The sequence below is a fragment of the Vibrio sp. 10N.222.47.A9 genome, assembly GCF_963872585.1.
Lineage (GTDB): Bacteria > Pseudomonadota > Gammaproteobacteria > Enterobacterales > Vibrionaceae > Vibrio > Vibrio splendidus.
The window spans coordinates 1-19,032 of record NZ_CAWNBB010000048.1; the positions used below are offsets into that span (position 1 = coordinate 1).

Below are 19,032 nucleotides of genomic sequence, written 5' to 3' on the forward strand. Positions count from 1 at the left end.
ATTTAATGGAATTGGTATAAGAAACGGAACAGTGCAATATCAAACGTCCAACGTAGCCCAACGACAGTAATCATAAATGCACACAACATGACAAACCAAAATGGTTTTTGACTTGTTTGTGGGTAACTATATCGAAGCAAAACGGCCGTGATAAATAACAAAAGAGCAGCAACAAATGGCAAGGGAATAGCGAGCATCAAAATTCCATTTATGTTCGAGAAAAGATCATTTCAATATCACGTCACATATTCAGTAAGTGAACCATTGAATCAGTGCGAGTGATAAGTATTGAATATCAATCTATGGTAAATCATTCCTCAGAAAGAAATCTAGAACGAAATCTTGATGGTGTTAACCCGATGATTTTCATGAAGACTTTTCGGAAGCTGTTTACGTCCTCATAACCAACCAAATAGCTGATCTGCTCTACCGGTTTACGAGAGCTTTCCAATAACTCGCATGCGCTTTGAATACGTACGTGTTGGATGTAATTGATAGGCGTAAAACTGGTCGCCTTGGTAAATTGACGAATAAAAGTTCTTCGAGTCATAAACGCTTCTTCAGCCAATTGATCAAGAGACAAAGGGAGATGATGATGCTTCTGAATAAAACGCTGCACCGAGACAATCTTGCCATTGCCGTGAGCATAGTTCGGCACAAAACTCTGATAGTAGCGCTGCTCTCTCAAGCCCGTATCGAGTACTAGGTATTTACCTAGATTACGAGTGTTGGTCGGTGTCGTGTATTTAGTCAGGATAAACAAAGCCAGATCCATCCACGACATCAAACCACCAGCTGTGATGATGTCAGCGTCATCAATCAAGATTTTGTCGATATCGACATCGATGTCCGAATAGAGATCCGAGAACTTTTGTTGTGCTTGCCAATGGGTTGTCACGGTTCGACCTTGCAGTAGCCCCGTCTTCGCCAAAATAAACACGCCCGCACAAGCTGAGCAAAGTATCGCCCCCCTTTGGTGAGACTCAATCAGGTACTCAAGCAAGGTGTCACTCGGCTCTAGATAGTAACAACCATCTAAATTCGGTGGGAGTATGATGATATCGGCGTTCGATACGCTAACACTGTCATGCGCTTGGATCTGAACGTTGAATTGAGTCTTCTCAGCCGAAGGTTCAAGAGAATTTGCCATCTGCAGAAACTCTTTCACGCCAAACACGGCACTTTGCAGAGAGCCTGGATAGTCGATGATTTCGACCATTACTGATTTTGTCACTATTGCCATAGAGTCTGTCATTTTTGACGTGCGATAAAAACTACAGAGTATTCATAATATCCCTACACCGCAACACACTAAATACAAAGGTATAGAATATGAAGAACACTGCACTACTACTTATCGACTTTCAAAATGACTATTTCCCTTCATACGAAGGTGCAAAATGGTCGCTGTCTGAAACAGAGAAAGCAGCCGAAAAAGGTACACAGTTATTAAAGGCTTTCAGAGACAAGCAACTACCAATCGTTCATGTACGCCATGAATTTCCAACCAATGAAGCACCCTTCTTCTTGCCAGATTCAGACGGTGCTCAAATCCACAGAAGCGTGACTCCGCTAGACGGTGAGCCAGTCATAGTAAAGCATCAAATCAATAGCTTTAGGGACACCGAACTGAACAAAGTGCTCAAAGATCAAGGCATTGAGAAACTGATCATCGTTGGCGCAATGAGCCACATGTGTATCGATGCTGTGACTCGAGCGGCTACCGATTTAGGCTATGAATGCCACGTAGCGCATGATGCTTGCACTACCTTAGACATGGAATTCAACGGTATTAAGGTTCCAGCTGCGCATGTCCATGCCGCATTCATGGCAGCACTGAGCTTTGGCTACTGCAATGTCGCGACAGCCAGCGAACTTGAAAGCCAACTTTAGTCAGACTCAAAACCGTCTACATGGGCGGTTTTGTCTATATTCAAATCAGAATTAGCTTCCAAACAATTCTTTCAGGCGCAAAAAAGGCCCCTTTCGGAGCCTTCTTATTAGAGTCTGAGATCACTCAACTTGAACAATTGCTACTAAGCTTGAGCCACTTGACGCGCTGGGTGTTTGATAAACACAGCGACTACAGCCACGATTGAAAGTGCAAAACAGTAATAAGAGTTAGCTACAATATCCAAAGGCGATAGGTTAAATACCGAACCTAATAGCAATACCTGCGCACCGTAAGGCAATACGCCTTGAATCACACAAGAGAAAATATCCAACAAGCTTGCAGAACGACGTGGAGACACATTGTTCTCTTCCGCCAATTGGCGAGCCACGCTACCAGACACAATAATCGCTACTGTGTTGTTTGCCGTACATAGGTTCACCATAGATACCAAGCCAGCAATGCCTAACTCACTCGCACGGCCATTCGCTTGCTTAGAGTGTGAAGAGCCAAATGCACGAATCACACCACTTACTAAGTTAGTCAGGAGCGCCAATCCACCTTGACGACGCATCAGCTCACTCAAACCGCCAATTAGCATCGACAATAAGAAAATCTCCTGCATGTTGCCGAAGCCTGCGTAGATGTCTTGAGCGTAATCAGTCATACCGTAGTTCTCAACAGAACCTAGGCTCACGCCACCCGCTAGCAAGATACCAATCGTCAACACAACGAACACATTCATGCCCGATACCGCAAGAATCAGAATAGTGATGTACGGCAGAACTTTCAGCCACTCAATTGGACCCGTTTCAGGCACTTGAGTTGCCGTGCTGTTGAAAGCAAAGATAACAATCGCAATCAGCGCAGCAGGAAGTGCAATGCGGATGTTCTCTTTAAACTTATCTCTCATCTCACAGCCTTGCGAACGTGTCGCGGCAATCGTGGTATCAGAGATGATAGAAAGGTTGTCACCAAACATAGCACCACTCAAAACAACACCAGCAGTCAGAGGAATACTCATGCCAGCTGAGTCAGCAATACCTAACGCCACAGGTGCAACCGCAGCGATTGTACCCATCGAGGTACCCATTGCTGTCGCGATGAAAGCTGAAATCAGGAAGATACCCGGCAGGATCATGCTTGTCGGAATCGCAGATAGACCAAGATTTACCGTCGCGTCTACGCCGCCAGACGCTTTAGCTACAGCCGCAAAAGCACCCGCCAATAGGTAGATCATACACATTGCGATAATGTCTTTGTGACCGACTCCACCTAAGAATTGTTCGATAGCGCGGTTCAATTTATCTTTGCTTAGCAACAACGCTAGCATCACCGCAGGCAAAGCCGCAATCGGAGCTGGAAGCTGATAGAAAGCAAAATCGACGCCTTGCAGTGACAAGTACGTACCTACACCAATAAACAGCGCTAGGAACACGATCAGAGGGATAAGCGCAACTGCAGAAGGTGCAATTACAGCATTAGAATTTTTTGAATTGGACATGGAACGACAACACAATAGAACAGGAAGGTGAGCAGACTAATGTCACACTTAGAGCTTGTCAACGTCTAGACGTCTAAACGCCCAATTTAATGCAAAGTAATAAGCACACCATTGAACATCACATAATAGAAAAGGCTATTTACTCACCAGTAAATAGCCTTTTGAGAACAGATTGCTTTTCGAGAACAGATAGCGTTTACGCAGAAGCTAGCTTTTTGCTTACTTAAGGCTTTTGCTAAGTTAGCGTTTTTGTTGGAACGTCACTTGGTATTCACCAATGCCTTCGTAGTGGAAGGTCGTTGGCTTATCGAATCCCATTTCTACAATACCGCAGTAAGAGCCCGTGATAATGGCTTCACCCGTTTGGAAATCAACACCACGACGTGTCATGTAGTTAATCAGCCAGTAAATCGGGCTTGGTGGGAATGTATTTGGGTGCTTACCTGCGAATGCTTGAACTTGTTCGCCTTGAGTCACTTCGATATTGATCTCAGCAGAAGTGAACGCTTTTTCGCGATCAATCTCAGGGCCAATGAACAGACCTTGGTTCACTAGGCCATCAGCAAGCTTTTCGTAGAACTCAGCACCGCTGTCATCAGCAAAACGAGACTGCATCAACTCAAGTGCCATGTGGCAAGAACCGATCGCGTCGTTGATTTGCTCTTCGCTGTAGCCTTCTTGGCTTGCAGGCAAGCTCTTAGCAAGAGTAAATGCAATTTCAGGCTCAACACGTACTACGTCGTTGTCAGCAAACAGTTCGCAAACCTCGCCTTGTTGAACACTACCCGAAAAGATAGGCGCAACAATGAACTTGTCTTCAGCCAAAGGAAGCAAACACTTCCAACCACCGACCTTGTCGCTCTTAAGATCGATCATTGATGATTGGATCTTTAGCGCATCTTCCAAGTTATTCGGACGGTACTGTTCGTCCAATCTTGGTGCTTTAGTTCCCGCAACGCGGCGACTTAGCAATTCTTCAGCTGCTTGCTTAAATACATTTGTCATATAATACCACCTTTAGTTTTATGACCAGTATAATATCGGATTTCTTGAAGCTTGAATAGACAATTAAACAACGGTGCAACACCGAAAATTCAGCCATCAATTTTCGCATATTCTAGACGCAAACAACTGAAATTATTTTGATTTAAATTTAAGAAAAGCCAGTAAGTTGATTACTGACTTTTTGATGTATTACTGATAGTTAGGCTTTACTGCCCTTTCAAGGTCTTCTTAAGGTTTTGCATGAAGTCTCTGAAGTGAGGCATAAAATTAACAAACAAAGGATGCTTTCTATCTTGCATCATCAATGGGCCGAGTAAGCGGATACTCACACCCAGTCGTGCTGCTGATTGCTCATCTAAGCCGCTGTCTTGTTTGATCTTCTCAACAATCGCGAACATGTTTTCTCTGTCTTCAATTTCAAACTGCATGGTTTGAAGTTCGCGGTCTTCTTTAACGCTCACTTCTTCAATAGTGATGCGGTAGTTATTGTGTTTGCCTGTAAATGCTTTCATGTGGATCTCCTACAATGCTGTGAAATGTTTTGGCTAGCTCTTCATGAATCGTTCTAGCTTAGGTTTAACCGTCATCGACATTACGACCATGATCGTAAGGCCAATAGGAAGCGCGGCAATAAATCCATTAAACCATCCACTGGTAAACGCCGATGTATCCGAAAATCCAATATTATTTGCAGCTGTTACAAATGCCATGATGGACTCCATGATAAAAGCCATAATCAATCCCACGATTAGGTTGCGAGCTTTCTCGCCGTAATTGGGTAATACCTTGGCGACCAACTTAGTAACCAAAGTCATCATTGCCACACCCATTGGCATCATAATTACGACAACTAGGGCTAACGAAGATAGCCAGTTGCCGATGAATGCCTCACCGAATCCGACATTCATGTAAGTCATCACGGCCGTTAAACTGCCGCCAATCGTCAGCATTAAGCTCATCATGACCAAAATTTTGTATAAAACCGGTGTGCCTTTTTGCTCAGGAAGAGTTGGCGTTAGAGTTGCTTGAATCGTCATATCTATTTCCTGTCTTGAATTTACTAACAATTAAGTTGATAATGTCAACTATAAATACAGTAGTTGATAATGTCAACTACATTTCTAAGGATCGTTTATGTCTGATAACACATCGCTAGAATCTATTTTTCGTTTGGTGCACTCTTTGAAACGTCAAATGAGCGAGCAGATTGAGAGCTTAGACTCAGAGATCGCACCAATGAACATTCGTGTCATGAAGATCATTACCAAGAAGTCTCCATGTACGGCTATCGATATCGCACACTTCCTAAATCGCGATAAAGCACAGGTCACTCGATTGATTAACGCTTTGATCAGTCAGGAACTTGTAAAGAAATCTCCGAACCCAGAAGATAAGCGTAGCCAGTTATTGGTTCTGACCGATAAGGGTCAAGAGATCATGACTAAGGTCTCGGATATAGATCGAGACATGCTGAAGAGAATGACCAAAGGCATGGCCGAAGATGAGTTAGAGCAATTCAGAAAAATTGCGATGAAAATGGCGCAGAACTTAGAAAGCTGATCTTCAAAATAAAACGAAAAAACGCCACCGAATCGAATGATCGGTGGCGTTTTTTGTATCAACTGGCTTTATATAGATTAGCAATATGACTACTTCTCACTTAGATGAGAGTATTAATTAGATGTCCGTTCTAATTAGGTAACAGCTCTAATTCGATGCCAGTTTCCACCATGCCTGAACGGGTACCGGCTCTGAGATCACCAAACGTTCACCCATCACGGGGCTTACCATTTGCACATCTCGCTCTTTGCTAATCGCCAGAGCTTGTTCCATTGGGTCTTGCCAATCGTGCATAGAAAGGTCGAAGGTACTGTTGTGGATTGGCATCATCACCTTACCTTGCAGGTCAATGTGGGCCTGAACGCTCTGCTCTGGGAACATATGAATATCCGCCCAAAGAGAGTTATACGCGCCCGTTTCAACCATGGTTAAATCAAACGGCCCATAGCGCTCACCAATCTCTTTAAAGCCGCTGAAGTAACCAGAATCACCGCTAAAGAAGACTTTCTTGTCTGAAGCGCTAATAACCCAGCTACCCCACAGTGTTTGGTCACGATCAAGCAAGCCACGTCCAGAGAAGTGCTGTGTCGGCGTTAACGTGAACTCAATGTCTGAGGCCGTTGCCGATTCCCACCAGTTCAATTCGATGATCTTCTCTTTATCCACGCCCCACTTTTCCAATAGTGCGCCCACTCTTAATGGCACTAAGAACGTACCCACTTTGTCGGCGAGCACCTTAACGGCACCTTTGTCTAAATGGTCATAATGATCGTGACTGATCACCACCACATCAATATCGGGTAGCTCTTGCAGCGTAATTGGTGTTGGATGAAAACGCTTTGGCCCCATCCATTGCACGGGTGATGCACGATCACTGAACACAGGGTCAGTCATCACTAGCTTCCCATCCAGTTTCATCATCACACTGGAGTGACCTAAGCGGTAAGCAACGTCGTCTTGTTCTTCGATCAATTGCTCAGCTGTCATTGGAATCAAAGGCAATGCAGCGCGCGGCACGGGCTCGTTTCTTTCCACAGTCACGTATGCTTTCAAGATTGAAAAAATATCAGACATACCCGATTTGTATTCCAGCTCACTGTTTACAAACTTCTTTGGAAGCTTATCTAGATTGTCGTTTGATTGTGAACCTGTGCTTACGATAGCGACCACGGCAAGTACTCCTAAAATCGGTAATAGATATTTTTTCATTGGTATCTCTTTAATCATTGGGTCTATCCCAACGCAAAAACTACACTGACTAGTGTACATATCAAAATCAAAAAGTAAACCAATGAGTGTAAGTTTTCATTTATCTAGACGTGAGCGTGCCAAAGTCGATTTTGGAAAAACCGACTTTGAAAACGAGCTAACTTAGTTATTTAGTTAGTAAGAAAGGTTAATCAGCAGACCATACATTCTTGAAGTCTGGCCATCCCCAGTTTGTGATGGCCACGTTTTTCAAAATGCCTTGGAAACGAACTGTTTGTAGGTGATGGAACATAGGCACTAGCCAATAATCAGAAATCAACGTGGATGCAACGGGCTCCAACTCTGCCAAGTAATTAGGCAGTTCAACGGATGCTTTATGACTATCCAAGCGCTGCTTGAGCCAATCACTGTTCACCTCTCCCAAAGCAGAGTGCAAAACAGGATCATTCATCATCCACGAAAACAGCGAAGACGGGGCATTATCATCGAGATTCAGGTTACACAACACCAGATCCTCCTTTAACTCACCACTCTGAGAGAGCTGCGCCAATTCTCGAAAACTGTAGGTGTTCACCTCAACTTCCACACCATATCGTTTCAATATGTCTGAAACGCAGATGGCACATCGGTACAACGCATAATAGTCATAAACTGCAATACTCATCTTTTTCGGTAATTGTGCTTCTTTCGAAGGCGTTCGATACAGTTTTTGCCAAATTGGCAGTATGTTTTGAGCTAAAGAGACACTGAACAAACCCTTATTTTTTTCCAACTGAGATAAAATCGCTTGTGGGTTGGTCAGTTCTGAAAGGTATTTTCGCTGCTCATTATTAAGCGGAGTTGCCGCTGAATTCTGATTGAACAGGATAAATAAGCACCCATCCTCGACTCGGCTACGAAGGCCATCTGTGTCTGCAGAAACAAGCTCCGTATCGCTTTTCCCTAACTGATGGAAACAAGAAGAATCTTCATAAGACGAGACTTGCATTTGGCTGTCATCGAATCGAGCACTGCCCGTCATCGACTCTTCAAACTGCCAGATGGTCACCTCATCGGTTAAAGAGCGACAACCATAATAGTACTCAAACGCAGCAAGCTTGATTCGTTCATTATTGGTCTCAACCACTTTAAATGGACCGGTACCAATAACAGCATGGGACACAGAACTTAATGGAGACGGTTCACGAGTTACTTGCGCTGCGGGTTGAATCGAATATTTAACGCCAGCAAGTAAACCAGCAAAGCCCGTATCTGCTTTGGTGAGTTGAAAGCTGATCCTCAATGGCTGTTCACTGTAAACCGAAGCGACATGGGCTAACTCTATCTGATAGAAAGGTAGGGGTTGCAAGGCTGAAAACAACGAAACGAGTTGCTTGGCGTCGACGGGTTGCCCATCGTGAAAAGTTAGGCCGGGGCGCAAATAGAAAGTCCAAACTAATTTTTCAGCATCATATTCCCAATGGTGTGCCAGTTCAGGCTTCAACTCGCCCTTACCATTACAAGTGACTAAGCAACTGAACACTTGCCTGATCAAAAAGCGTTCGCTACTGCGGTGAATATGATGTGGGAACAGGTCTTCAAACTTACGCTTATAGGTCAATTGAACGTGCAGCAATCCTTCACGCATCGTCGCGCCAGAGGTTTCTTGAAGGAGAGAACCAAATACAGCGCGGTCATTGTCTAAAAGTGAGAGCGCTTTTTCGTACTTACCCTGCTCTATCAGTTTACCGGCAACGTGTTGAGTCAGCTGTTGATTACTAAAGCGCAAAGTCAAATTTGAACGTTGATTCCTACCGACTTTTGGCTCCCAAATTACCCATTCAGCCTGATGCATCTTGCCTAACAAAGTTCGTGCATGGCGTAAACTGGTGAACAGCTTGTCTGCGACCTCGGTTAAGGTCACCGAGTGTGAAAGATTAGGCTCAAACGAATCCAGCCTTGTGTAGTAACGCATCATGTTTAGATCAGACAAATAATGAACCTTTTTAGAAACAACCCTTCCTGATTAAGCCCATTATAAAACACATCAGTCAAAAAGTAGCGATAAAAGACAAAAACAGGAACAACTTAGTAAAAACCCATCTGTTTATTACTTCCTATTAAGTAACCATAATTAATGGGTCAACAAGGAACTTTGAGCTCCCACCAAAGCCTAATACAAGAGAAGTAATCATCATGAGAAAATACTATCTTAATAAGCTAAAAAGCACCTGTAGCAAGCTCGAAAGAGAAGCACTACGAACACTTATAGAGCTATGTAACTGGCGTTATTAGTACACTTTTAAGCACCGAGTTAACGCGAGTTGAGTACAACCTAATAGGCTCCTACCCCCAATATGAGTTAGGTCTCAACTCGCTTTTCCATTCCAAACTCCCTCTCAACCTAGTTGTACCAATCGCTCACACATTCGATAAATTTCCGTTGTCGACTCGACAAATTTAATTCGTTTTCTTAGTTAAACGAAAAGCCTTAAGGTTCGCCCCGAAGCAAGCAAAGAGCCTCAGAAAAACTGAAAGCTCAGCTAACAACTCATTTATTTGCAGTTACCAATCAGGTATTAACTAAGGAAACGCCATGCGTATCGCAATTCTTTCTCGCAACGAAAACCTATACTCTACTTCTCGCTTAAAAGCGGCTGGAGAAGCTCGTGGTCACCAGGTCGATGTTATCGACACGCTGCACTGTGATATAGATATCGCGAGTAACAATCCGAAGATTCGCTACATGGGTGAAGAGCTACCTCAATACGATGCTGTTATTCCACGTATTGGCGCTTCCATTACCTTTTACGGCACTGCGGTTGTTCGCCAATTCGAAATGATGGGCACTTTTTGTATCAATGAGTCAGTAGCAATCAGTCGTTCTCGCGACAAACTGCGCTCACTACAACTGTTGTCTCGTAAAGGTATTGGCTTACCAAAAACAGGTTTCGCTAGCCGCCCAGACAAGATTCAAGACTTGATCAAAAACGTAGGTGGCGCGCCACTGGTTATCAAGCTTCTTGAAGGCACTCAAGGTATCGGTGTTGTTCTAGCAGAAACAAACAAAGCAGCTGAAAGCGTTATCGAAGCATTCATGGGCCTAAAAGCGAACATCTTGGTTCAAGAGTTCATTGAAGAAGCTAATGGCGCAGACATCCGTTGTTTTGTTGTGGGTAACAAGGTTATTGCAGCAATGAAACGTCAAGCTGGTGAGGGTGAATTCCGCTCTAACCTGCACCGTGGCGGTACAGCTCAATTGGTTAAACTAACCAAAGAAGAGCGCGCTACAGCGATCAATGCAGCTAAAATCATGGGGTTAAACCTATGTGGTGTCGATATTCTACAATCTAAGAATGGCCCTGTTGTAATGGAAGTGAACTCTTCTCCAGGCCTAGAAGGTATAGAGAAAGCGACAGGTAAAGATGTAGCAGACATGATTTTCGGATTTATCGAGAAAAATGCAAAACCAAACGCTAACCGTACTCGTGGCAAAGGCTGATTAAACGCCGTTTACTCATGATTGGAAAAAACATGAACAATAAAATGATCATAGGGAATACAGAAGCACTTTGCTTACCAGAGTTAGGGATAACTGGACTACATACGCGTGTTGATACAGGGGCTCAAACCTCTTCTCTACACGTAGACAATCTACTATGTGTAAAAACAGATGGTGAAAACTTCGTTGAGTTCGATCTTCACCCAGACGTTTACCACTTAGAAGAAACAGTGCGCTGCAAGGCGAAGCTGAAAACAAGTAAAAGAATCAAGTCATCGAACGGCGAAGTTGAACACCGTTGTGTGATTGAAACCATGCTAAAAATTGGTGGTCAAGAATGGCCTATCGATATCACACTGAGCAACCGTCAAGATATGACTTATATGATGCTGCTTGGTCGTCAAGGCATGAGTGACAAAGTGATTGTTGACCCAGCGGGTGAATTTCTAATTTCTCACTAATTGAACTGCTCCACAGCTCAAATAGTGAGTCAACAACGCGCAATAATAAAGGCCAGTCTTTAAGACTGGCCTTTATTATTTATGGCGATTTTTTTTATCTTTAAACCCAAATCGCCAAACAGATTTAACCAAACCTTTGAGTTTGATTTTAGTCACTCGCCAATGTGTCACTGGCCTTCTTGGCGCACTCATCAACAGGTGTTCAAACGCTTGCTCACTCAAATTCACTTGTCCCCCATGCGCCACCAGCAAGGTGTCGAGCTGCATGTCATAGACACGAGATACCGACGCTCGATACTTATTGGGATGAAAGATAGGAAACGGCGGAATCAGTTTCTTCTTAACCTCGACCATTAAGTCCGCCACATAAGCAACGCTGTGTGATGGGCAATAGACGGAAAGATCTCTGTCGGTATGGCCCGGAGTTTCCAGAACCAACCAATCATCAAAACCCGGAATGCTATCGCCATCCGACAACTTGTAGTCCGGCTTCAACTTTCTTGAATACCAAAGGTTTGCTTTGGGCTTACCCAATCGGTTCGCCATCCACCGTGCTAATGCCAAATCGGTCAAATGCATCAATATGCCATCGATGCCGTGGTACCAATCCTTATCTCGATTTGCTGCCACCAAATGACAATTCGTGAGCTTTCTGAGTTTGTGCGCTGCCCCTGCGTGATCTGGATGCATGTGCGTAACCACAACCGTATGTAAATCAGCAAAATCACGCATAAGCTCGGTTTCAATAAAATCCTTCAAATGCGGGATGTCGGCTCGGCACGCACCATCAAGTAACAACAACCTGTCAGGGTACTCTACGAGATACATGTCTTGGATATAGCCTTTGATGGTATGGAGTTGCAAAACCGTATTCCTATTCGTTATTCCTGCCGTTCAGAACAAATTAACAGTTCAGCAACAAGTGGTCTAACCAGAATATAGCAAAGATCAACGAAGTGTGGTTTTGTGAGTTCAAAATTACTAACACTGATAACAAAAAAATGAACCTGTTACTCGAAAAAGGTAATCACAACATTACAACCCCTTCATCATTATGATTTTTAAGAACTAAATTCAATTTAACTGATTATCAATACGCATTGATATGAATAGGTTAAAGCTAATTATCAAATTTCTTTTGAAAGTGTAACAAATACAACGCTGTTGATGATTGTTAACCCATTGGTAACATTTGCGTAAATTATCAAGGGAAAGAAAATGAAAAAAACAATAATCCACACCGTACTAGCGAGCGCAATTTTGTCTACTTATGCACATGCAGAGGCAAAGGTCACTCCAAAACAAGCTACCGTGGTCGCGACCATGACTGAACGCCCAGGTAACCCTTCGGTTACACCAGATGGGCGTTTATTGTTAAGCGTTCATCCGCTCGATCATCCAACGACTAAAGTCATCGAGTTAAGCGTGGCTGGAAATCAAACGCCATACCCGACGATGAAATATGCACAAGGTGAAAACTCTCAATTTAAAGCTGTCATTGCCATTCGTACCGATGATAACGGAATCGCGTGGATTCTCGATCTGGCAACTCATTCCATAACGGGCTGGGATACTCGCAATGAAGCATTAGTAAAAACGATAAAAATACCCGCCTCTGTTCTAAAACCGACAAGCTTCCTACAAGACTTTGCTCTAGACCAAAAAAGACAACGTATTATCATTGCTGATATGACCCAGAACGATCTAAAAAGTGAAGCCATTCCAGCCTTTGTAACGGTTGACCTAAAGACGGGAGAAGCGGTTCGAGTGGCAGAAAACCACCCATCGATGAAGGCCGACAGTAAAACTGGTTTTGCGTTAAACCCAATCACGATCGATCCATCTTACGAATGGATCTATTTCGGAGCTGTCAACGGACGCACTATTTATCGAGTGAAAGCGAGTGAGTTCGATAACGATGGAAAGACTGTCGCAGACAATATTAAAAGATACGCAGACAAACCTTATTCAGATGGTATTACTGTAGACAGTGCTCAGAACGTTTATGTTACGGATATTGAGAACAATGCAATTGGTGTGTCCACACCAAAAGGGTACCGAATTATTGCGACGCTGTCAGAGAACCAAACTTGGCCTGATGGCATGTCATTTGGTCCTGATGGCTATGTTTATGTAACTGTCAATCAGCTGAACCGAACCGCAGCTTTAAATAACGGCAAAGATACTGGCATCAGACCATTCGAAGTCGTAAAAATCAAAGCACTGGCGACAGGAACGACCGGCCGATAATCAAACGAAAGTGAGCCTTTTATACTGGCTCACTTTCCTTTCTGAAGAGCCCCTTCCCTATTTCTACGAGTAAACGAAAGACATTTATCGTAACGACAAAACATGTGATTTGGTGACCTAAGTTATTCGGACTATATATGCGCCTCTAATTTATTGTCTGAGTGCTATACATGAACCAATTGATCGATGCTCTTTCTACCCAAGGTTACTTTGTTTGGGATGACTTCTTAACTCACGAAGAAGTGGTGGCATTGAGGGATTGCATTCCAGAGAACTGGAAAAAGGCTAGGATCGGCCGTAACGATGACGTAGCACGAGAAGCAACGATTCGTAGTGACAAAATTCAGTGGGTACGCCGTGATATGGGCGAACCAGCATCTCTGTTCCTAGACAAAATGGAACAAATTCGTTTAGAGGCAAACCAAGCGTTCTTTTTAGGTCTGTTCGAATACGAAGCGCACTTTGCAAAATATGAAAAAGGTGACTTTTACCAGAAGCACTTAGACTGCTTCAAAGGCAACGAAAACCGCCGCCTGACCACAGTATTCTACATGAATGACGAATGGTCTGAGGAAGACGCAGGGGAGCTCGTGGTTTACGATTTAAAAGACAATCACATCGCGACCATTCCACCAAAGGGTGGTCGACTGTTGGTATTCTTGTCTGAACAGTTCCCACACGAGGTACTGCCAACCAACACCGAGCGATTCAGTATCGCTGGTTGGTTCCGTATTAACGGTGTGAAAGACAACCAATTGGACATCGCACACTAAATCTGTATCCACATCGAACCTTCTTCTAAGCCTCTCCATCGAGAGGCTTTTTTATTGAACAACAGTTGTTCAATAAAACGTCTTAAAAACCGAACATGTTCAACATCAAAACCATCAATAACTTTACTCTTAAATAAAATCGAAACGAATCTTTCATATCACTGAAACGGTTTAGCCACGTAAGTGAAATATGGCCTGTTCAAGATAGCTTCAAACGACACCCCTACCGTCTCGTTAATACTCTAATTCAATACCTCTACATCGATTTCATCCAAAAGGAAAAGAAGATGAATAAGCTAATTTTGGCAGGCGTTCTTTCCGCAACAGCGGCAATGCCAGCGTTCGCAACGACTCAAGTCACTTGGTGGCACGCAATGGGCGGCCAACTTGGAGAAACCGTCAATAAAATTGCGACTGACTTTAATGCGTCACAAGATGATTACAAGATCACGCCAATCTATAAAGGTTCATACACAGAGACCTTAACAGCGGGTATCGCAGCATATCGAGCAGGCGAAGCTCCTAACATTCTACAAGTATTCGATGCCGGTGCTGCAACCATCATGAACGCTAAAGGTGTCGCCAAACCCGTACAAGATATTCTGGTTGAGTCTGGCTACAACTTTAATTCGAATGATTACCTAGCGGGCGTTCGTAACTTCTATGCAGACAACCAAGGCAAGATGATTGGTATGCCTTTCAACAGTTCGACACCAGTTCTCTACTACAACAAAGACCTTCTTGCGGAAGTGGGTGCCGACGCGCCTAAGACTTATGAAGAGTTAGAAATAGTGGCCAAGAAGTTGAAAGCAGAAGGCCACATTGCGTTTTCTCAATCTCTAACGCCATGGATCATGTTCGAGAACTTCAAGTCTCGCCATAACCTGCCAGTCTCTGACCAGAACAACGGCTACGACGGCCTATCCACTAAAATCATGTTCAACACCAAAGACATGATGATGCACGTTAGCAAGATGAAAGAGTGGTCAGATCTAGGTTACTACAAGTATTACGGCAGCGACTGGGATGCGAACCAAACGCCTTTCGAGCGCCAAGAAGTGGCAATGTGGATGGGCTCTTCAGGTTCATTCGGTGGTTTGCGTAACCGCGTACCTTTCGAGTTAGGCACAACTTACCTTCCATACTGGAAATCAGTTAACCCAGATGCTGGTTTAACCTTCATTGGTGGTGCCGCTCTGTTTGCACTCAATGGCCATGACCAACAACAAGACAAAGGTGTGGCAGCATTCTTTGACTACCTGACTAAGCCTGAAACTCAGGTTTACTGGCACAAAACCACTGGCTATGTGCCTGTAACGACTGCTGCATATGAACTAGCGAAAGAATCTGGTTACTACAAAGAACAGCCAGACGCGGAAGTGGGCGTAAAGCAGCTAAGCCTTAAATCGGGCGAGTGGACTAAAGGCTACCGCCTAGGTTATTACCCGCAGATCCGTGAAGTGATGCACCGTGAGTTCGATAACATCTTCGCAGGCCGCTCTAGTGTCGAGAACAGCCTAGACAAGGTCGAAGATGAGAGCAGCAAACTACTGAAACGCTTCGCTCGAACCATGAACTAATTCTGCTTTTTATCTAGAGCAGATAACTGAACTAAAGGCTTAACAAACCAAAAGCCGTTCATTGCTCCTCACCACTTGTCACTACGTTATTAAAAACGTGATGGCAAGGCGTGAGGAGGTTCTTCATTGGCGCCATTTCTTGCTCCAACAACGATAACTCAACTGGATGCATTCCTTGATATCGCGCTAGTGGTAACGGTCACTAATCTAATAGTGGCCACTGTAACTATTTTTAGGGATTACCCTGTGGAACGACGTCAGCAATTCTTTCACTCTCCGCTGCCTTACCTATTTTTGGCGCCTCAGATCCTCATCATTGCCGTTTTTTTTATCTACCCAGCAGCAAAGGCGGTTTACCTTTCATTTATGCTGGAAGACCCTTGGGGCACCTCATCTATATTCGTCTGGTTTGAGAATTACCAAATGCTATTCGAATCGAGCGAGTACCTGAACTCGATTGGCTTTACTTTGATGTTCGCGATTGTGGTCTCTTTCTTATCACTTGCCTTGGCTCTGCTGCTTGCCGTGAAAGCCGACAACATCATTCACGGACAAGGCGTATACAAAGTCACACTCACTTGGGTTTATGCGGTTGCACCCGCGATAGCAGGCGTTATCGGCGCTTTCTTGTTTAACCCGCACATTGGTGTATTTACCGAGTTATTTGCCGTTGTGGGTTGGGACTTCAGCTTCCAAACCGATCCTGTTGATGCCACGTTTGCTCTGATTTTGGTGTCCGTTTGGAAACAAGTTTCGGTGAATTTCATCTACTTTCTGGCAGGGCTTCAATCGATCTCTTATGCCGTAAAAGAAGCAGCGATGTTGGATTGTATCAGTGACTCGAAACGTTTCTGGACCATCACTTTCCCACTACTGGCCCCTACTGGCTTCTTTCTGTTGGTCATAAACCTCACCTACTCCTTCTTTGAAACCTTTGGGGTGATAGACACCATGACCAATGGCGGTCCAGGTGGCGGTACAACTTCGTTAGTCTACAAAGTTTATCGAGATGGTTTTGTTGGCGCAGATTTAGGCGGCAGCTCCGCACAATCTGTTGTGCTGTTACTGCTGGTCCTCACTCTTACATTTATCCAGTTTCGCGTTGTTGAAAAGCGTGTCCATTACTAGCCCATCCCCGCTAGGATTTAACGCGAAAGGAGTTATTTATGAAAAGTAATAAGGTCTCTGACCACCTAATTTTAATTGCTGGGATGCTGTTTATGTTGGTCCCTATCTGGCTAATCTTCGCCAGTTCAACCCATAATCCAAACACCATTGTCAGCGAAGGTCTGCAATGGCTACCAGGCGATAACTTTACGGCTATTTATAGCGAAGCTTGGAACAAAAGTATGGGCTTCAGTGGCGAAGTCACCGCCAGTAAAATGATCGCCAACTCAATGATCATGGGGCTAGGTTTTGCGGTCGGTAAGATCATCATTTCGATGATGGCGGCGTATGCTTTGGTCTACTTTCGACTGCCTTACGCCACTGCGTGGTTTTGGTTGATCTTCGTGACGCTGCTACTGCCATTAGAAGTTCGTATTATCCCTTCCTATGAAGTTGTCGCAGGGCTTGGGCTTCTTAATAGTTACACAGGATTGATTCTACCTTTGATCGCATCAGCCACCGCGACCTTCTTTTTTAGGCAATTCTTCAAAACCATCCCCGACGAATTGTTAGAAGCCGCACAGTTAGATAACGCAGGTCCATTTCGATTCTTTGTCGATATCTTGCTGCCTCTATCTAAAACCATGATCGCCGCGATCTTCATCATCATGTTTGTTGTGGGTTGGAACCAATACTTATGGCCGATCATGATGACTACCGATGAAGGCTACAACACCATCGTGATGGGCATAAAACAAGTACTCAACAACATCAATGAAACCAGTTTACCGCGCTATGACTATGCTTTCGCCATGGTGATTTTAGCCATGTTGCCACCCGTTTTAGTGGTGGTTGTATTTCAGCGTTGGTTTGTAAAAGGGCTAGTAGAAAGTGAAAAATAGTAACGACACAACTCAAATGAACAATAACCGCATTCAATCTCTCAATGAGTACAAGATGTCTCACCTACCTTCTCACCAAGCTATCCACAAAAATACAGAGGACACCCCGATGCCAAACCCAAAGCAGACGCTAGCGCACAACCAAGCCACTCACAATCGTACGCGTAAAGCTCCCACCATGTTGGGTATCAAAAACTTGGTCAAGACGTATGAAAACGGCCATCAAGCCGTCAAAGGAGTCTCTCTTGATATCGATGAGGGTGAGTTCCTTGTCTTGGTGGGTCCTTCTGGTTGTGGTAAGTCTTCTATCTTGCGTTCCATTGCGGGTTTAGAAAGCATATCTGGCGGTGAGATACACTTAGGTGGTCGTCGGGTTGATACAGAGAAACCTGCCCTGCGTGATATCGCGATGGTCTTCCAAAATTACGCGCTCTACCCTCACATGACGGTGTATAAGAACCTCGCTTATGGCTTAAAGAACCGAGGTGTCAGTCAGCACCTTATTGAAGATAAAATTGAGAGAGTCGCCAAAACACTCAAAATCGAAGAGTACCTAGACCGCAAGCCAGCCAAGCTTTCGGGTGGTCAGCGCCAGCGTGTTGCCATGGGGCGAGCGATCGTACGCGACCCTCAACTGTTCTTGTTTGATGAGCCTTTGTCTAACCTAGATGCCTCATTGCGCGCTCACATGAGATTAGAAATCAAAAAGCTGCAACGCGAGCTAGGCGTAACCAGTGTTTACGTGACCCACGACCAAGTCGAAGCCATGACACTGGCAGATAGAATAGTGGTTCTCAACAAAGGCCAAATAGAACAAGTCGGCACACCAAGAGAAGTCTACCACCAGCCTGCCAGCACCTTTGTGGCAAGCTTCATTGGTAGCCCCGCGATGAACTTCTTAACTGCCACGCTCGATGATGGCTATCTTGAAATCGGCGATCAACAAATGTACTTGCCCGAATACGCCCACGTAAAAAATACAGCCATCACACTTGGTATTCGCCCAGAACACTCTGAGGTTTGTGCCGATTTAGTCATGAACGCGCTGCCGCTTGAATTACGCATCAGTGTGGTTGAGCCTTTAGGGCCAAATCAATTGGTTCATGGCCTTGTGAACGAACAACCCTTTATTGCAGTGACACCCGAAACGACGCTGTGCCAAGCCGTCCCTCTCGGGCTAAGCATCGATAAATCCAACCTGCATATTTTTGACAATCTTGGCAAACGCATTCACCCAAATAACTTCACATCACAGGAGTCACACGAAGATGCGACAAGCTTAACGACGGCTCTAGCTTAATCGAGTACA

General features: G+C 44.4%; 18 protein-coding genes and 1 pseudogene. 10 read left to right on the forward strand and 9 right to left on the reverse strand.

What is annotated here, in order from left to right; all coding sequences use genetic code 11:
• Positions 1-17 precede the first annotated feature (17 nt).
• Together AACT19_RS15605 and AACT19_RS15610 are read right to left on the reverse strand one after the other, a co-directional pair.
• A pseudogene (locus AACT19_RS15605) lies at positions 18-200 on the reverse strand (AraC family transcriptional regulator); the annotation flags it as partial.
• A 110-nt stretch (positions 201-310) separates the two neighbouring features.
• Positions 311-1,243 (reverse strand): GlxA family transcriptional regulator, encoded by a 933-nt coding sequence (locus tag AACT19_RS15610; protein ID WP_076647162.1) that lies wholly within the window; start codon positions 1,241-1,243, stop codon positions 311-313.
• An 89-nt stretch (positions 1,244-1,332) separates the two neighbouring features.
• Here AACT19_RS15610 and AACT19_RS15615 point away from each other — a divergent pair, with 89 nt between their 5' ends.
• Positions 1,333-1,893, forward strand: coding sequence for a cysteine hydrolase family protein (locus tag AACT19_RS15615; protein ID WP_076647165.1), 561 nt, complete (start codon positions 1,333-1,335; stop codon positions 1,891-1,893).
• 143 nt (positions 1,894-2,036) lie between these two features.
• Here the strand turns inward: AACT19_RS15615 and AACT19_RS15620 are convergent, their stop codons facing one another.
• The 4 genes from AACT19_RS15620 to AACT19_RS15635 all read right to left on the reverse strand — a co-directional run bounded on the left by AACT19_RS15620 (position 2,037) and on the right by AACT19_RS15635 (position 5,437).
• Positions 2,037-3,395, reverse strand: a complete 1,359-nt coding sequence (locus tag AACT19_RS15620; RefSeq protein WP_076647167.1) for a Na+/H+ antiporter NhaC family protein — start codon at positions 3,393-3,395, stop codon at positions 2,037-2,039.
• Between the two features lie 240 nt (positions 3,396-3,635).
• Complete coding sequence (locus AACT19_RS15625) at positions 3,636-4,400, reverse strand: hydratase (protein ID WP_076647170.1); 765 nt, start codon at positions 4,398-4,400, stop codon at positions 3,636-3,638.
• Positions 4,401-4,606: 206 nt separating this feature from the next.
• The gene (locus AACT19_RS15630) at positions 4,607-4,912 is read right to left on the reverse strand and encodes a DUF3861 domain-containing protein (protein ID WP_017069212.1); all 306 of its coding nucleotides are present in this window, start codon (positions 4,910-4,912) and stop codon (positions 4,607-4,609) included.
• A 33-nt stretch (positions 4,913-4,945) separates the two neighbouring features.
• Positions 4,946-5,437: a DUF2798 domain-containing protein gene (locus AACT19_RS15635; RefSeq protein WP_076647173.1), complete on the reverse strand. Its 492-nt coding sequence runs from the start codon at positions 5,435-5,437 to the stop codon at positions 4,946-4,948.
• Between the two features lie 97 nt (positions 5,438-5,534).
• On the opposite strand from AACT19_RS15635, the gene AACT19_RS15640 reads away from it, so the two are divergent.
• Positions 5,535-5,960 (forward strand): MarR family winged helix-turn-helix transcriptional regulator, encoded by a 426-nt coding sequence (locus AACT19_RS15640; RefSeq protein ID WP_076647176.1) that lies wholly within the window; start codon positions 5,535-5,537, stop codon positions 5,958-5,960.
• Positions 5,961-6,107: 147 nt separating this feature from the next.
• Here the strand turns inward: AACT19_RS15640 and AACT19_RS15645 are convergent, their stop codons facing one another.
• A complete protein-coding gene (locus tag AACT19_RS15645) occupies positions 6,108-7,169 on the reverse strand; it encodes an MBL fold metallo-hydrolase (protein ID WP_076647179.1) in 1,062 nt (353 codons plus the stop codon).
• Positions 7,170-7,356: 187 nt separating this feature from the next.
• Positions 7,357-9,141 carry an SgrR family transcriptional regulator gene (locus tag AACT19_RS15650; protein ID WP_076647182.1) on the reverse strand — a complete coding sequence of 595 codons (1,785 nt, stop codon included), beginning with the start codon at positions 9,139-9,141 and terminating at the stop codon, positions 7,357-7,359.
• 603 nt (positions 9,142-9,744) lie between these two features.
• Between AACT19_RS15650 and rimK the strand changes: the two genes are divergently transcribed.
• Together rimK and AACT19_RS15660 are read left to right on the forward strand one after the other, a co-directional pair.
• The gene (rimK, locus tag AACT19_RS15655; protein ID WP_010428457.1) at positions 9,745-10,650 is read left to right on the forward strand and encodes a 30S ribosomal protein S6--L-glutamate ligase; all 906 of its coding nucleotides are present in this window, start codon (positions 9,745-9,747) and stop codon (positions 10,648-10,650) included.
• A gap of 32 nt (positions 10,651-10,682) precedes the next feature.
• Complete coding sequence (locus AACT19_RS15660; protein ID WP_004733090.1) at positions 10,683-11,111, forward strand: ATP-dependent zinc protease family protein; 429 nt, start codon at positions 10,683-10,685, stop codon at positions 11,109-11,111.
• Positions 11,112-11,186: 75 nt separating this feature from the next.
• Here the strand turns inward: AACT19_RS15660 and AACT19_RS15665 are convergent, their stop codons facing one another.
• Positions 11,187-11,975, reverse strand: a complete 789-nt coding sequence (locus tag AACT19_RS15665; protein WP_076647185.1) for an MBL fold metallo-hydrolase — start codon at positions 11,973-11,975, stop codon at positions 11,187-11,189.
• Positions 11,976-12,329: 354 nt separating this feature from the next.
• Between AACT19_RS15665 and AACT19_RS15670 the strand changes: the two genes are divergently transcribed.
• From AACT19_RS15670 to AACT19_RS15695, 6 genes are all read left to right on the forward strand, one after another.
• Complete coding sequence (locus AACT19_RS15670; protein ID WP_076647188.1) at positions 12,330-13,361, forward strand: L-dopachrome tautomerase-related protein; 1,032 nt, start codon at positions 12,330-12,332, stop codon at positions 13,359-13,361.
• Between the two features lie 170 nt (positions 13,362-13,531).
• Complete coding sequence (locus AACT19_RS15675) at positions 13,532-14,134, forward strand: 2OG-Fe(II) oxygenase (protein WP_009846307.1); 603 nt, start codon at positions 13,532-13,534, stop codon at positions 14,132-14,134.
• A 287-nt stretch (positions 14,135-14,421) separates the two neighbouring features.
• Entirely contained in the window at positions 14,422-15,714 is a 1,293-nt protein-coding gene (locus tag AACT19_RS15680) for an extracellular solute-binding protein (protein WP_076647190.1), read from the forward strand.
• A gap of 246 nt (positions 15,715-15,960) precedes the next feature.
• Positions 15,961-16,842 (forward strand): ABC transporter permease subunit, encoded by an 882-nt coding sequence (locus AACT19_RS15685; protein WP_029222195.1) that lies wholly within the window; start codon positions 15,961-15,963, stop codon positions 16,840-16,842.
• A gap of 38 nt (positions 16,843-16,880) precedes the next feature.
• Positions 16,881-17,723 carry a sn-glycerol-3-phosphate ABC transporter permease UgpE gene (gene ugpE, locus AACT19_RS15690; RefSeq protein WP_076647193.1) on the forward strand — a complete coding sequence of 281 codons (843 nt, stop codon included), beginning with the start codon at positions 16,881-16,883 and terminating at the stop codon, positions 17,721-17,723.
• Positions 17,713-19,023, forward strand: coding sequence for a sn-glycerol-3-phosphate import ATP-binding protein UgpC (locus AACT19_RS15695; protein ID WP_076647196.1), 1,311 nt, complete (start codon positions 17,713-17,715; stop codon positions 19,021-19,023). The genes ugpE and AACT19_RS15695 overlap by 11 nt, the downstream gene beginning before the upstream one ends.
• The last annotated feature ends 9 nt before the right edge of the window (positions 19,024-19,032 follow it).

Bases quoted from the DNA above. Each gene is read 5' to 3' on its own strand.
- AACT19_RS15610 (WP_076647162.1), bottom strand. From the start codon at position 1,243: ATGGCAATAGTGACAAAATCAGTAATGGTCGAAATCATCGACTATCCA.
- AACT19_RS15615 (WP_076647165.1), top strand. From the start codon at position 1,333: ATGAAGAACACTGCACTACTACTTATCGACTTTCAAAATGACTATTTC.
- AACT19_RS15620 (WP_076647167.1), bottom strand. From the start codon at position 3,395: ATGTCCAATTCAAAAAATTCTAATGCTGTAATTGCACCTTCTGCAGTT.
- AACT19_RS15625 (WP_076647170.1), bottom strand. From the start codon at position 4,400: ATGACAAATGTATTTAAGCAAGCAGCTGAAGAATTGCTAAGTCGCCGC.
- AACT19_RS15630 (WP_017069212.1), bottom strand. From the start codon at position 4,912: ATGAAAGCATTTACAGGCAAACACAATAACTACCGCATCACTATTGAA.
- AACT19_RS15635 (WP_076647173.1), bottom strand. From the start codon at position 5,437: ATGACGATTCAAGCAACTCTAACGCCAACTCTTCCTGAGCAAAAAGGC.
- AACT19_RS15640 (WP_076647176.1), top strand. From the start codon at position 5,535: ATGTCTGATAACACATCGCTAGAATCTATTTTTCGTTTGGTGCACTCT.
- AACT19_RS15645 (WP_076647179.1), bottom strand. From the start codon at position 7,169: ATGAAAAAATATCTATTACCGATTTTAGGAGTACTTGCCGTGGTCGCT.
- rimK (WP_010428457.1), top strand. From the start codon at position 9,745: ATGCGTATCGCAATTCTTTCTCGCAACGAAAACCTATACTCTACTTCT.
- AACT19_RS15660 (WP_004733090.1), top strand. From the start codon at position 10,683: ATGAACAATAAAATGATCATAGGGAATACAGAAGCACTTTGCTTACCA.
- AACT19_RS15670 (WP_076647188.1), top strand. From the start codon at position 12,330: ATGAAAAAAACAATAATCCACACCGTACTAGCGAGCGCAATTTTGTCT.
- AACT19_RS15675 (WP_009846307.1), top strand. From the start codon at position 13,532: ATGAACCAATTGATCGATGCTCTTTCTACCCAAGGTTACTTTGTTTGG.
- AACT19_RS15680 (WP_076647190.1), top strand. From the start codon at position 14,422: ATGAATAAGCTAATTTTGGCAGGCGTTCTTTCCGCAACAGCGGCAATG.
- ugpE (WP_076647193.1), top strand. From the start codon at position 16,881: ATGAAAAGTAATAAGGTCTCTGACCACCTAATTTTAATTGCTGGGATG.